Raw genomic sequence first — 14,390 nt, forward strand, 5'->3', positions numbered from 1 at the left:
GCCACTAATTTGGGTTATTTGAGGCGTGGATCGAAACTGAAGTCGAGTGAGGTGACGCTGGTGAGGCAAGGGGTAAAATCACGATGTTTGGGATTAACCAGCATATTTCTCTCCAGCGGCACCAACGTTGATGGAACCAGTAACCCAACGGAAGAAACCGAACTTAACCATTCAGTGCCGATATCCATAGTTGCCACCGGAGCCGGATCGTCTCGCCATCCCCTAGGCCAATCTTCCTGTTGCAAGGCCATAATAGCGTTATCCGGAATCGCGATTTGAAACAGATTGAAATCGTTCAGAGTGGCGCTATCTTCAACATGAACCAGTGTTTCCAACATCGCTAGAGAAATACTGCTAGCCAGATAAATTGCGCTGTGGCCTTTATGATTCCAGCGACCACCGTAGGTTTCCGCTCCATATCCCGACCAGGCCGTTGCGGCAAAACGATTATGGACAATCCGGTATAGCATCAAAACTGTTGCTCCATTACGCAAAGACGCCATGTTCCAATCGACCAATCAGGTCACATATTTCCAACGCTCCGGTTTCGGTTTCCAAGAGGGAATCAGGGGTGCGATTGCCCAAACCTCTCACAGGCGTGGACATCCACGCTGTGGCTTTAGCGCGGTCACCGCCGAACAAATCTACCGCCGCGTCCATAACGCGGACAAAACGAGCGATACGTTCACTTTCTTCTGGAGTAAATCGCCCATCATTAGTGCGACGGCGTGTCAGGCTGCGGCTGGGAATACCGGTGGCACGTAAAATTTCGGCCTTTGGCATCGCGGCCCACAGATGGATCGTATCAATAACGTCGACGGAAAAACCGAGCTTAATACTGTCTACCAATGCGGTGCCGCGGCTGGCGGGCAGCCCGATTTCACGCCATAACGCGCTGACTCTAGTGGTCGGGCTTGGGTGGTAACTTCTCATGCAACCTCCTCGGTCAACTGGCTACCTTTACTATAGCCAGTTGGCGTATTGATTGCAAAGTGTCACCTGTGCTTGACGGGATGACCGCTTCTACGAATATATTATATTCATCTGCATAATTGGCTTTGAAGATAATATCGCCCTGCTATTCTTTCACAAAGACGGGGATAATACCTTCATGTCGCTGTAAAAAAGACCAAATGAAGACAAATGAAACGAAAAAGACGATTCCTGTCAACTTTTGCTGACAGATCTCTTCATCAGGGCGAAGGGACAGGGTATTATCAAACTTAGTCATCCCGTACCGCAAAGATAAGGTCAATACTGATGCGCTTGGAAGTGTTTTGCGAAGACCGGATAGGTCTCACCAGAGAGTTACTCGATCTCTTGGTTTTACGCAGCATTGATTTACGGGGGATCGAAATTGATCCTGTCGGCCGTATTTATCTGAATTTCTCCAAACTCGATTTTGCCGTGTTTCAGGCGCTGATGGCGGAAATTCGGCGTATCGACGGGGTTACCGACGTGCGCACCGTTCCTTTCATGCCTTCTGAGCGTGAGCACCGCGCGCTGCGCGCCTTGCTGGAGTCCATGCCGGAGCCTGTTTTTTCCATCGATCTTAAAGGCAACGTTGAACTGGCTAACCCGGCGGCTCGCGAGCTGTTTTCTTTTAACGAAGATAAAATCCGTCATAAGACAATTGGTACGCTGCTGGGGGGATTTAATTTTGCCCACTGGTTTGAGCGCGAAGAAACCACGCCTCATACCGAACGAATACTGATTCACAGTCAGGATTACCTGATGGAAGTGACACCTATTCATTTGGTGGATGAAAATCAGCATAACCAAACGGTGGGTGCGGTGGTGATGTTGAAATCAACCGCGCGTATGGGGCAGCAATTGCAAACTCTGTCGGTTAACGATGACAGCGAATTCAAACAAATTGTCGCCGTGAGCAGCAAAATGCGTCAGGTTTTAGAGCAGGCGCGCAAATTGGCGATGTTGGATGCGCCGCTGTTGCTGATTGGTGATACCGGTACCGGTAAAGATCTGCTAGCCAGAGCTTGCCACTTGCGCAGTCCGCGCGGCAAAAAGCCTTTCCTTGGTCTCAATTGTGCGTCGATGCCAGACGACGTGGTAGAAAGTGAGCTATTTGGCTATGCGCCGGGCGCGTATCCTAATGCGGTGGAAGGCAAAAAAGGTTTCTTTGAACAGGCTAACGGCGGCTCGGTGCTATTGGATGAAATCGGTGAAATGTCGCCGCGAATGCAGATCAAACTACTGCGTTTCCTCAACGATGGCACTTTCCGCCGGGTAGGTGAAGAGCATGAAGTCCACGTGGATGTTCGGGTTATCTGCGCGACGCAGAAGAATTTGGTGGAATTGGTTCAGCGTGGTGAATTCCGCGAAGATCTTTATTATCGCCTAAACGTGCTGACCATTACTTTACCTCCGTTACGCGAGCGGCCAACGGATATTATGCCGCTGGTGGAACTATTTGTAGCCCGATTCTCTGATGAGCAAGGCGTACCTCGGCCGAAGCTGTCACCGGAGCTTAACGGATTCCTCACGCGCTATGGCTGGCCGGGTAACGTTCGTCAGCTTAAGAATGCCATTTATCGGGCTTTAACTCAGCTAGAGGGCACAGAGCTGCGTCCACAGGACATTATTCTGCCGGAATTTGAAGTGGAGATGTCATTGGGTGATGAGGTGCTGGACGGTTCGCTAGACGATATTAGTAAGCGTTTCGAACGTTCGGTATTAACCCGTCTTTATCGTAATTATCCTAGTACACGTAAATTGGCGAAACGCTTAGGCGTTTCCCATACGGCGATTGCCAATAAGCTGCGAGAATATGGATTAAGCGGCAGTCGTCGCCCGACCACGGATGAAAACGAAGAGAGCCAAGAATAGAAGGGTATTTCAGGAATGCCTGCTATTTATCGTTAAATAACGTTTATCGACAAAAAAAGAACGGCTGACAGGATGTCAGCCGTTTTGCTAGTTGGGTTGAGCTATTATTTCAGCGCGGCTAATGCGGCATCGTAATCAGGCTCGGTAGTGATTTCATTCACCAATTCGCTGTAAATCACGTTGTCATTGGCATCCAACACCACAACGGCACGGGCGGTCAGTTCGGCTAATGGACCTTCGGCAATTTCAACGCCATAGGCTTGTTTAAATTCAGCGCCACGTAGGGTGGACAGCGTCACTACGTTGCTCAGGCCTTCAGCACCGCAGAAGCGCGATTGGGCAAATGGAAGGTCAGCGGAGATACAAAGAACAACGGTATTCTCAAGCTCGCCAGCCAATTGATTGAATTTACGCACGGAAGCGGCGCAAACACCGGTATCAATGCTTGGGAAGATGTTCAGGACTTTGCGTTTACCGGCAAAATCGCTCAGAGAAACGGCAGAAAGATCTTTAGCGACCAAAGTGAAGTCTTTGGCTTTCTCACCGGCTTGCGGAAGTTTACCCGCTACGGCAACAGGATTGCCTTGAAAATGTACGGTCTGTGTCATTTAAGATTCCTTTACAGATATGTAACACGGATTCCAGTTTAAGGTAACAATAAGCAATTGCATATAAGAAATTCTCTAAACAATTGTATATATTAATGAGTTAGCCTGTTATTCCTTAGGTTCAGCGATCACATAGCTTGGGAGCCATTATGAGAACGATGCGTTTTTACCCAGAATCCTGGCCGTTACACACCGCGTTCGTTATTTCGCGAGGAAGCCGTACTGAAGCCAAGGTTGTGGTGGTCGAAATAGAGCGAAATGGCATTCGAGGCGTAGGTGAATGTACTCCCTATCCACGTTATGGGGAAAGTGAATCTTCCGTGATGGCGCAGCTGGCATTGGTTGTCGATGCGATCCAATACGGCATTTCCCGCGATGCGTTACAGCAATTATTGCCTGCGGGTGCGGCGCGTAACGCAGTTGACTCAGCTTTATGGCAACTGGAATGCGGGCTTACTCGAAAAAACTTGTGGCAATTGAGCCACACCCAAGTTCCCGATGCTATTTCAATGGCGCAAACCGTCAGTATCGGTACGCCGGAGTCCATGGCTTATAACGCGCGTTTGCTATCACAGCAGGGCGCAAAACTGTTAAAAATCAAACTGGACGATCATCTGATTGCGGAACGATTAGTGGCCATTCGTGCCGCGGTGCCGGAGGCTATATTGATTGTTGATGCTAATGAATCCTGGCAACCAGAAGGCTTAGCCGCGCGTTGCCAATTATTGGCAGACCTCGGCGTTGCCATGCTGGAGCAGCCATTACCTGCGGATAAAGATGAGACTTTGCAGCATTTCATTCATCCACTGCCTATTTGTGCCGATGAAAGCTGCCATACGCGTGAAGATTTGCAGGGATTGGTGGGACGCTACGAAATGGTCAATATCAAACTGGATAAAAGCGGTGGTTTAACCGAGGCTTTATTGCTGGCCGAGCAGGCGAAAGCCCTGGGATTTCAAATTATGCTGGGCTGCATGCTCTGCACCTCGCGGGCTATTCGCGCCGCGTTGCCTTTGGTGCCCGTAGCGCGGTTTGTTGATTTAGATGGCCCAACTTGGTTGGCCAGCGACGTCGCGGAAGGACTGAATTTCTCCTGTGGCGCGATTAATCAGTTGGCCGGTTAATCCCAAGGCTAGGGTCTGGTCAGAAGGGCCGTCATGGCTGCCAGATAGCTCTCGCTGGCTGCGTCGGCTGAAATCGGTGGAAATTCAGCGGTGATACAAGGTAGGGAAATATCCGCGCACCAACTGCCGAATGACCCCGGCGTGGCATAACCCACGTTGGTTAAGAGTGGCAGATCAAATTGTTCTGACAACCAATGGCCTAGCGGTGAGCTATCAGGATCTTCAATACAGGCCAAAGGCTCGTGGAAGGAAATGACCCACGCAGGTGCCAGTTCTCCAATAATCTGGCATAGGGCTTTGGTTTCCAGCTCTGAACCCGCCTCGCTTCCTGTTGATAACAAAACGTCCCGTTCGGTTGCCGCACTATTCCAGCGGTAAACCGTCTCGCCGGATTGCCAGTTATTAGCAGGAAAATTCCGGTTGAGATCGACCCCGTTGGCGTTGGCGCGTAAACCTAGCTGACATCCATCTGGATTGACCGCCAGAATCACATGGTGGCGCAGTTGTTCGGTAGAAATGCTGCGTAACGCGCAGGATAGCGTAATGACCGCGGCCGTTTCGTCACCGTGGGTACCGGCGATAATCAGCCCGGTATCGGCCGCTGGCGTTTGAGCGGGGAAGTAAAGCAGCGGGGCACCTAAAAACGAACTACCGTAGAGCTTTCCTAGTGGTGGCAAATGGCCGCGAAGTGGGCGGGGACGAAGCTGTGTCATGGGGTTCTCTTTAGATGTCTTTGTTCGGCAGTCATGAAATTATCACTTAACTTCTTCCGATACAAACGCCGCCGTATTCGGTGATTGTTAAGCATAAACCGCACTATTAGCTATTGATATCTAATAAGTAATAGATTTGAAAATAATGATAGGTTAGATTTATTAGTTGAGTACCCGGCCTGGCAGCATCAAGAATTTTCGCTGACGGGAGAATGACAAGTCAGAGCCAGTGGAATTTGGCTCATTTATGGCATGGATTAACAACGATAAGGTCATCAATTATGCAATATTTTCGTTATGCATTATGTGCCGCTGTGGTCGGGGCATCCCTTGGCACGGCCTATGCCGCTGAGGTGCCGCCGGGTACCCAATTAGCTGATAAACAAGAAATTGTGCGTCATATTAAGGATGAGCCAGCTTCTTTGGATCCGATAAAAGCGGTTGGTTTGCCGGAAGCACAGGTCGCGCGAGATTTGTTTGAAGGGCTGGTGAATCAGGATGCCAACGGCAAAGTCATTCCGGGCGTAGCGGAGAAATGGCAAACCTCAGATAATCAAATCTGGCTATTTACGCTGCGCAAAGACGCACGCTGGTCCAATGGCGATCCGGTGACTGCTAATGATTTTGTGTATAGCTGGCAGCGGTTGGTCGATCCCAAAAATCTCTCGCCTTTTGCTTGGTTTGCGCAATTAGCCGGTTTAAATAACGCGGAACAGATTATTGCCGGTAAATTACCGGCGGATCAATTGGGCGTTAGCGCAGTAGATAATTACACGCTTAAAGTTCAACTGAGTAAGCCAGTGCCTTATTTTGCCAGCCTGATGGCAAATTTCAGTATGTTCCCTGTTCATAAAGCAACGGTTGAGAAATATGGCAATAACTGGACTAAAGTCGGTAATTTAGTCGGTAACGGTGCATTTAAATTACAAGATCGCGTGGTCAATGAAAAACTGGTGCTGGTACCCAACGAAAATTATTGGGATCACGCTCATACGGTGCTGACTAAAGTGACGTTTATTCCTATTAATCAGGAATCCAACGCTACTAAACGTTATCAGGCCGGTGATATCGATATTACTGAGTCCTTCCCGAAAAATATGTACCAGAAGCTGTTAAAAGATATTCCTGGGCAGGTTTATACTCCGGATCAGCTCGGGACGTATTATTACGCGTTTAACACTCAGCGTGCGCCAACCAACGATGTTCGCGTGCGTAAAGCGCTGTCTTACGCGATCGATCGTAAAATTATTGCGGAAAAAGTATTAGGCACCGGAGAGAAACCGGCTTATCACTTTACCCCAGACGTGACGGCGGGATATAAGCCGACGGATAATTTCTTACAGCAGCACAGTCAGGCTGAATTAGATGCACAGGCGAAAGCGTTGATGAATGCGGCGGGATATGGCCCGAATAATCCGTTGAAACTTTCGCTACTGTATAACACCTCGGAAAACCACCAGAAACTGGCGATTGCAGTCGCCTCAATGTGGAAGAAAAAGCTGGGCGTGGATGTCAAGTTGGTTAACCAGGAATGGAAAACTTATATAGATAGCCGCAATACTGGCAATTTTGACGTGGTGCGAGCATCCTGGGTTGGGGATTATAATGAGCCGTCAACCTTTTTGTCGTTATTAACATCCAGCCACAGCGGGAATATCGCCAAATTCAATAATGCGGATTACGATAAACTGATGTCGGATACCAGTAAACAAACTAATGCTAAAGCGCTGAATGCTGATTATAACAAGGCTGAGCAGATTATTGCCGAGCAAGCACCGATTGCACCTATTTATCAATATACCAATGGCCGCTTAATTAAGCCTTGGGTAAAAGGTTATCCGATTACCAATCCGGAAGATGTAGCATACAGTCAAACGATGTACATCATTAAACATTGATCGGCGTTTTGCAGTGAATACTCATCACGAGTTTATTCAGTATCATAAAATCCCTGTAATCTGATTACGGGGATTTTTTATCACCACAACATCATCAAACCGAGTTATTGCCCACTAATGCTTAGCCAGTTCTGGCTTATCCGTGCCTTGTCGGCTTTAAACTTCAAGACGTTAAGGCTAGACTGAATCATTCCTGTGCTGAATGCCGGTGATTGAGGAGAATAGGGTTGTGGATGAGGTCGAAGGAAAAGCACTTCAGGTTTCGGACGCGGTTTACGCGTATCAACTCGATGGCAAAGGTGGCGTAACTCCAATAGCCCCGGACGCCGTAGCAACGGCTCAACATCCGTGTTGGCTGCATTTGGACTATACCCGCCAAGAAAGTATCAATTGGCTACGCAATACGCCGTTGCTGCCGGAAGTGGTGCGTGATGGTTTGTCCGGCGACAGTATGCGGCCAAAAGTAACGCGGCTAGGCGACGGAACGATGATCACTTTGCGTGGTATCAATTTTAATGCCGACGCACGCCCGGATCAGCTGGTGACTATCCGGGTTTATATGACGGATAAACTAATTGTTTCTACCCGGCATCGACGGATTTACTCCATAGATGATGTTCTTAACGATCTGCAAAGTGGCACTGGCCCAACGGATAGCGGCAGATGGTTGGTCGAGATAGCCGATGGACTGACCGATCACACCAGTGAATTTATCGAAGATTTACACGATAAAATTATCGACCTGGAAGATGATTTGTTAGAACAGCAGGTTCCCGCGCGCGGACAAATGGCGCTATTACGCAAGCAACTGATTGTTTTACGCCGCTATATGGCTCCGCAGCGTGATGTGTTCTCGCGTCTGGCCAGCGAGCGGTTACCTTGGATGAATGATGACGATCGGCGCAGAATGCAGGAGATCTCCGAAAGGTTAGGGCGAGGATTGGAAGATTTAGATTCCAGTATTGCCCGTACCGCAGTGCTAGCCGATGAAATCAGTTCGTTGATGGCAGACGCGATGAACCGTCGAACTTATACCATGTCACTGTTGGCTATGGTTTTTCTACCGACAACCTTTTTAACCGGGCTGTTTGGCGTTAACCTTGGCGGTATACCCGGTAATGAAGCTCGATTTGGTTTTGCTGCTTTCTGCATGATGTTGGTTGTTTTGGTGCTTGCTGTTGCTTGGTGGTTAAAACGCAGTAAATGGTTATAACTCAGCAAGATAGCGATAGTTGAAAAAGGTGGTAATAAGCATGCTAATCCCTTCAATATTGAGCAATATCAACGTTTGAGTTATCCGCCTCAGGCATTATCTCTCTCGCAGGTGAATGCAACGTCAAGCGATGGGCGTTGCGCTCCATATTTGTAAGATTTTTAATTTTGTAGTACTGCATAGCACATTGATTGTTACGATGCCGGTGTTGAATAGACACCGGCATTTTTTTATGCGCAAAAACGACAGACATAAAAAATGCCCGGATGACTATGAATCCGAGCATCAGTATTAGTTAACTTCTGGCTTTTTATTTAATTTCTACCACGTTAAGACGCTCAATCATCGGTTTCCCGTTTTCTTCATCTTCTTCTGGCTGCCAGCCTACCGGTTGCATCGGTAATTCTTCGCGATCGAAAGCCAAATCACCGCCATCAATCACTTCGCCACCGTGGGTAATACTTTTAAAATCAAACAACGAACCGTCGTTTAAATGGGAAGGCACAACGTTTTGTGTGGCACTAAACATCGTTTCGATACGGCCCGGATATTGTTTATCCCAATCACGCAGCATATCGCGGATGACCTGACGCTGTAGGTTGGGTTGTGAACCGCAAAGGTTGCACGGAATGATCGGGAATTCACGTGCTTCAGCGAAACGTTCGATATCTTTCTCACGGCAGTAGGCCAGTGGGCGGATAACCACATGTTTACCGTCGTCACTCATCAGTTTTGGTGGCATACCTTTCAGCTTGCCGCCGTAGAACATATTGAGGAATAACGTTTGCAGAATGTCGTCACGGTGGTGACCCAGCGCAATCTTCGTTGCTCCCAGCTCTGTCGCTGTGCGGTAAAGAATGCCGCGTCGCAAACGGGAGCACAGTGAACAGGTGGTTTTACCTTCCGGAATAATATCTTTCACAATACCGTAGGTGTTTTCTTCTACGATCTTGTATTCCACGCCCAATTTATCCAGATAGGCTGGCAGAATATGTTCGGGGAATCCTGGCTGTTTTTGATCCAGATTAACCGCAATCAACGTGAAATTAATTGGCGCGCTTTTTTGCAGATTCTGCAAGATATCCAGCATGGTGTAGCTGTCTTTGCCGCCTGACAGGCAGACCATAATGCGGTCGCCTTCTTCGATCATATTAAAATCGGCAATAGCTTGGCCCACATTGCGGCGTAGTCTTTTCTGCAATTTATTCAGGTTGTACTGTTCTTTTTTGTTAATTTCTTGTTTTTCTAACATTTAATCATAACTCGTATTCAGTTGGGGCATGATGATACATAGCTTCTATAGTGTGAGTTTATCATTCTATAAACCAATTTGATCACTATTCATTTGCGTCGAGCCGATACAACGGGTTATCGGGAAGCCGTCGAGCGTTATCATGTCCCATTCATGTAGTCGCTAAAGCCGGTTTACGCCAGTAAAGGGCCACGACATGTACAGGTGTGGCGTGTAGGGTACGGCTTCCGAAGCCGAATGCCAGCGTGTAATTCATCGTTCTAATCAGTTCAATGCCATTTAAAATTCTAGCTGTTAATCTTTTGCTTTATTTCTTTGCAAGTGAACGTATATTTCTTATCCGTCTCTTTGATTTTATTTGAAATATGGTCAGTAAGGTTAAGTATATCTTTATGATAAAGAGATCTGATTTTCATCACCTTGCCCCAGCATTCTATGGCTATCTCATTACGTTGGGCTAGTTCATTGCACTTTTGGGTATTGTCAGGATGGTTTAGGCCTCTGAGAACGAAACATAACTCATTGAGTTTTGAATAATCATCTTTACCTTCACATTCCAATATTAGATCTGCAGATCTCTCTTCCTGTTCAGACTGAAATGCTGTGCCTGCGTATAACACGCAAATTCGGTTAATTAAATATGTTTTGACATCAGCCAGATTCTTCAATGAGGGCGCTAAATCAATGTGCGATGAAGCTGAATGTGAAAACCCAGAGTGGTTTTTCTTTATCTCTATTTCTATATTTCCCGGATTTAGTTTTAATTTATTAGCTACAAACCAGTGCCCAACTTCGTGGTGTATAACATTGTTCTTATATGTCTCAAAATCCACTTTTATTCCCTTTTAGTGAGGTAGGCTGTCAGTCGTAAATGTAAACATGAAACTGATGATAGTGCTTTAGTCAGAATCAAATCAACCGTAAACACGGTTGATTTAAAAAGAGTTTATCGAATCTATGGATGGGTAGGTGTTATTGATGTGTTGAAATAAATAGCATTATTTGGCTAATGCGAATCATCTCGCAAAAGCCAATAAAACAGCCAGCCAATCTTGGTTCGACTGGCTTAATGAATTAACCTCTGTGGGCCGGATTATTCCGTAGGCGCTTTTTCTGCCTTACCCGCGAGCAGGCTGAGGAAATCATAGCGGTTCTTCAGATCTTTCTCGGCGCTGGCGTATAGCTGGGCGGCCACCTCAGGTTCCTGAGTATTGAGACGGCGGAATCGCTGCTCTTTCAACAAGGTGGAGGTGAGATCGCTGCTCGGAGGGCGAGAATCCAGCGCCAAAGCGGCTTTTCCCTCGTCGGCACGGCGTGGGTCGAAGCGATAAAGCGGCCAGAAGCCAGTGGCTGTCAGCTGTTTCATTTGGTCGTGGCTGTAGGCCAGATCGTAGCCGTGCTCCTCGCAAGGGCTGTAGGCGATGATCAACGATGGCCCTGGATAGGCCTCCGCTTCCTGAATGGCTTTTACCGTTTGGTTGAACTGGGCTCCCAACGAGATTTGCGCGACATAAACATGACCGTACATCATCATACTGACGCCCAAATCTTTACGTGCCTTACGTTTACCGTGCTCACCAAATTTGGTGACTGCGCCTAGCGGGGTGGCTTTAGACTGCTGGCCACCGGTATTGGAATAACATTGGGTATCCAGCACGAGCACATTGACGTTCTCGGTCAGGCTGAGTACGTGATCCAGTCCACCGAAACCAATGTCGTAGGCCCAACCATCGCCTCCGATTAGCCAGATGGATTTATCGACCAGATAGTCGGCGTCGGTAGCTAACTGGATGGCGTCATTGCCGTCGATATTCGCCAATAACGTGCGTAATTGGTTAACTTGCTGGCGACGTACTTCCGGCGTAGCTTCATTGACCAACTGGTCAACCAGGTCTGGCGGCAACTGCGGAGCCAGAGTATTTAGCAGGCGCAGCACTCGCTTCCGGTGTTGATCAACCGTCAGGCGGAAGCCCAAACCAAACTCGGCGTTATCTTCAAACAACGAGTTGGCCCAGGCAGGACCGCGCCCGTCGGCGTTGGTGGTGTAAGGCGTGGTAGGTAGGTTTCCACCGTAAATGGACGAGCAACCGGTGGCGTTGGCAATCAGCAGTCTGTCACCGTACAGCTGGGTTAATAGCTTGATATATGGCGTTTCGCCGCAGCCTGAACAGGCTCCAGAGTATTCAAACAACGGAGAAATCAGCTGTGAAGTGCGGATATCTATGCGTTCCATTTGAGTTTTATCGATCTCTGGCAGATTGAGGAAAAAATCATAGTGCGATTTTTCTTCGGTCAGATGAGCCAGACGTGGCTCCATATTGATCGCTTTAATCTCAGGATTCTGGCGATCTTTAGCGGGGCAAACCTCATAACATAAATTACAGCCGGTACAGTCTTCTGGGGCGACTTGCAGTACATATTTTTGACCACGCATATCCCGAGCTTTTACATCAAGGGATTGCAAACTATCTGGTGCTCCGGCCATCGCGTCGGGCTGAACCACTTTAGCCCGAATAGCTGAATGAGGGCAGGCCGCCACACAGTGGTTACACTGGGTACAGAGATCGGGCCGCCAGATAGGAATGTTTTCCGCAATATTGCGTTTTTCCCATTGGGTGGTACCGACAGGCCAGGTGCCATCCGGCGGAAAGGCAGAAACAGGTAGGACGTCGCCTAAACCAGCCAGCATGGTGGCAGTGACGGTTTTAACGAAGTCAGGTGCCAGTTCGGAGACAATCGGTGGGCGCATCGGACTGCTGGCATCGATAGGTTCCAGAGGGATTTCTATCAACGCATCAAGGGTGGCATCCAGCGCGTGCCAGTTGCGCTCAACGATTTCAGTCCCTTTGCTACTATAACTGCGTTCAATGGCATCACGTAATTGCTGCATCGCCATATCGGTCGGAAGGATCTGGGTTAAATGGAAAAAGGCCATTTGCATCACAGTATTGATGCGTGCGCCCAGTTTGCATTCGCGGGCAATTTTTGCTGCATTAATCACGTAAAAGCGAGCGCAGCGCTGATGCAGCACGGCCTGAACTTCCTGCGGCAAGCGCTGCCACATATCGTCGGCGCTAAACGGGGTATTTAGCAGGAAAATACCTCCCGGTTTCAGGCGCTCGGCCATTTGATAGAGATCGATAAACTGTAGCTGGTGGCAGCCGACGAAGTCCGCTTGGCTGACCAGATAGGCCGAGTTGATTGGCGTTGGGCTAACGCGCAGGTGGGAAACCGTCAGACCGCCTGCTTTCTTGGAGTCATAGACAAAATAGCCCTGAGCGTACATTGAAGTGCTATTGCCAATGATCTTGATGTTATTTTTCGTGGCGGAAACCGAACCGTCACTGCCCAAACCGTAGAACAAAGCTTCTAGCGTGGCGCGCTGGGGAATAGTTTCCGAGGTTAATGGTAGAGACAGGCCGGTCACATCGTCAAAAATACCCACGGTAAAGCGGGGGCGCGGCATATCTAGCGCTAATTCCTTGAAAATAGCTAACGCGCAGTCGGGGCCGAATTCTTTTGAGGATAGGCCATAACGTCCGCCAATAACTTTGGGTAAAGTTGGGCGTTCACCGCGACTGTAAGCTTCCGCTAGCGCGGTCATAACATCCAGATACAGCGGTTCGGCTAATGCACCAGGTTCTTTAGTTCGATCCAAAACGGCAATTTTACTGGCTGAGTCAGGTAGCACACCCAGTAAATGTGTGGCAGAGAAAGGGCGGAATAATCGGACTTTCAGCACGCCGACTTTCTCTCCGCGTGTTAGCAGCGTGTCTATGACTTCTTCGCAGGTACCGCTGGCTGAACCCATTAGAATGATAACGCGCTCCGCCTGTGGGTGGCCGTAGTATTCAAATGGTTTATATTCCCGCCCGGTCGCGGTGGCAAAAGCGTCCATAGCCTCGGCAACATGTTGATAGGTTGCGTTGTACCAAGGGTTGGTGGCTTCTCGTGATTGAAAATAGGTATCCGGATTAGCGGAAGTGCCACGCACGACAGGATGATCCGGTGATAGCGCCCGGCTGCGGTGCCCATCTATGCCTTTTTGCGGCAATAGTTGGCGTAAAGTATCGTCACTGAGCGGAACAATTTTGTTGATTTCGTGAGAGGTACGGAAACCATCAAAGAAATGAATAAAAGGAATGCGACTACTCAAAGTCGCCATTTGAGAAATCAGGGCAAAATCTTGTGCTTCCTGCACGTTACTGGCGCACAGCATCGCACAACCGGTCTGGCGAACGGCCATAACGTCGGAATGATCGCCAAAAATCGACAGCGCATGGGTTGCAATGGTGCGAGCGGCAACGTGTAAAACGAATGGCGTTAATTCACCGGCCAACTTATACAGGGTCGGAATCATTAACAGCAACCCCTGGGATGAGGTGAATGAGGTGGACAGCGCTCCGGTTTGTAATGCGCCGTGAACCGTGGCAATGGCCCCGCCTTCGGACTGCATTTCAACGACTCTGGGTACATCGCCCCAGATATTAACTTTACCATTGCCAGACCAAGCGTCTGCCTGTTCAGCCATTGTGGAGCTTGGCGTGATAGGATAAATAGCAATAACTTCACTAGCGCGGTAAGCCACTGAGGCTACGGCACTGTTACCGTCAGTTGTGATCATTAATAGTACCTTTACATTGCTCGTCTTGCTGAGACCGGGGAGATAACTGTCTGTCCCTGACTTCTGTTATAAGTAAAGTCTAGCAGAGAGATTTTTTGCCTCTTATCGTAT

The 14,390-nt window shown here is 48.6% G+C and carries 11 protein-coding genes; 4 read left to right on the forward strand and 7 right to left on the reverse strand.

Features of this window, described 5'->3' with window-relative positions:
* Positions 1-14: 14 nt before the first annotated feature.
* Positions 15-473, reverse strand: coding sequence for an RES family NAD+ phosphorylase (locus tag AD970_RS14080; RefSeq protein WP_049600346.1), 459 nt, complete (start codon positions 471-473; stop codon positions 15-17).
* A 13-nt stretch (positions 474-486) separates the two neighbouring features.
* Complete coding sequence (locus AD970_RS14085) at positions 487-933, reverse strand: DUF2384 domain-containing protein (RefSeq protein ID WP_049600261.1); 447 nt, start codon at positions 931-933, stop codon at positions 487-489.
* A gap of 327 nt (positions 934-1,260) precedes the next feature.
* Here AD970_RS14085 and tyrR point away from each other — a divergent pair, with 327 nt between their 5' ends.
* Entirely contained in the window at positions 1,261-2,847 is a 1,587-nt protein-coding gene (gene tyrR, locus AD970_RS14090) for a transcriptional regulator TyrR (protein WP_049600263.1), read from the forward strand.
* Between the two features lie 104 nt (positions 2,848-2,951).
* On the opposite strand, the gene tpx is transcribed toward tyrR, so the two are convergent.
* Positions 2,952-3,455, reverse strand: a complete 504-nt coding sequence (gene tpx / locus AD970_RS14095; RefSeq protein ID WP_049600265.1) for a thiol peroxidase — start codon at positions 3,453-3,455, stop codon at positions 2,952-2,954.
* 149 nt (positions 3,456-3,604) lie between these two features.
* Between tpx and ycjG the strand changes: the two genes are divergently transcribed.
* Positions 3,605-4,579 carry an L-Ala-D/L-Glu epimerase gene (gene ycjG / locus AD970_RS14100; protein ID WP_049600267.1) on the forward strand — a complete coding sequence of 325 codons (975 nt, stop codon included), beginning with the start codon at positions 3,605-3,607 and terminating at the stop codon, positions 4,577-4,579.
* 8 nt (positions 4,580-4,587) lie between these two features.
* Here ycjG and mpaA read toward each other — a convergent pair whose 3' ends face one another.
* A complete protein-coding gene (gene mpaA / locus AD970_RS14105) occupies positions 4,588-5,292 on the reverse strand; it encodes a murein tripeptide amidase MpaA (protein WP_049600270.1) in 705 nt (234 codons plus the stop codon).
* Between the two features lie 281 nt (positions 5,293-5,573).
* Here mpaA and AD970_RS14110 point away from each other — a divergent pair, with 281 nt between their 5' ends.
* Both AD970_RS14110 and zntB read left to right on the forward strand, forming a co-directional pair.
* Positions 5,574-7,190, forward strand: a complete 1,617-nt coding sequence (locus AD970_RS14110) for a peptide ABC transporter substrate-binding protein (protein WP_049600272.1) — start codon at positions 5,574-5,576, stop codon at positions 7,188-7,190.
* Positions 7,191-7,419: 229 nt separating this feature from the next.
* Positions 7,420-8,403: a zinc transporter ZntB gene (gene zntB, locus AD970_RS14115; protein WP_049600275.1), complete on the forward strand. Its 984-nt coding sequence runs from the start codon at positions 7,420-7,422 to the stop codon at positions 8,401-8,403.
* Between the two features lie 310 nt (positions 8,404-8,713).
* On the opposite strand, the gene ttcA is transcribed toward zntB, so the two are convergent.
* The 3 genes from ttcA to nifJ form a co-directional block, all read right to left on the reverse strand.
* Positions 8,714-9,655, reverse strand: a complete 942-nt coding sequence (gene ttcA / locus AD970_RS14120; protein ID WP_049600277.1) for a tRNA 2-thiocytidine(32) synthetase TtcA — start codon at positions 9,653-9,655, stop codon at positions 8,714-8,716.
* 287 nt (positions 9,656-9,942) lie between these two features.
* Positions 9,943-10,488 (reverse strand): hypothetical protein, encoded by a 546-nt coding sequence (locus AD970_RS14125; RefSeq protein WP_049600279.1) that lies wholly within the window; start codon positions 10,486-10,488, stop codon positions 9,943-9,945.
* Between the two features lie 260 nt (positions 10,489-10,748).
* Positions 10,749-14,279 carry a pyruvate:ferredoxin (flavodoxin) oxidoreductase gene (nifJ, locus tag AD970_RS14130; protein WP_049600281.1) on the reverse strand — a complete coding sequence of 1,177 codons (3,531 nt, stop codon included), beginning with the start codon at positions 14,277-14,279 and terminating at the stop codon, positions 10,749-10,751.
* Positions 14,280-14,390: the final 111 nt, after the last annotated feature.

The sequence above is a fragment of the Yersinia nurmii genome (genome assembly GCF_001112925.1).
Classification (GTDB): Bacteria; Pseudomonadota; Gammaproteobacteria; order Enterobacterales; family Enterobacteriaceae; genus Yersinia; species Yersinia nurmii.

Coding starts and splice junctions, on each gene's coding strand:
- ttcA (WP_049600277.1), bottom strand. CDS start 9,655: ATGTTAGAAAAACAAGAAATTAACAAAAAAGAACAGTACAACCTGAAT.
- tpx (WP_049600265.1), bottom strand. CDS start 3,455: ATGACACAGACCGTACATTTTCAAGGCAATCCTGTTGCCGTAGCGGGT.
- nifJ (WP_049600281.1), bottom strand. CDS start 14,279: ATGATCACAACTGACGGTAACAGTGCCGTAGCCTCAGTGGCTTACCGC.
- mpaA (WP_049600270.1), bottom strand. CDS start 5,292: ATGACACAGCTTCGTCCCCGCCCACTTCGCGGCCATTTGCCACCACTA.
- ycjG (WP_049600267.1), top strand. CDS start 3,605: ATGAGAACGATGCGTTTTTACCCAGAATCCTGGCCGTTACACACCGCG.
- tyrR (WP_049600263.1), top strand. CDS start 1,261: ATGCGCTTGGAAGTGTTTTGCGAAGACCGGATAGGTCTCACCAGAGAG.
- AD970_RS14110 (WP_049600272.1), top strand. CDS start 5,574: ATGCAATATTTTCGTTATGCATTATGTGCCGCTGTGGTCGGGGCATCC.
- AD970_RS14085 (WP_049600261.1), bottom strand. CDS start 933: ATGAGAAGTTACCACCCAAGCCCGACCACTAGAGTCAGCGCGTTATGG.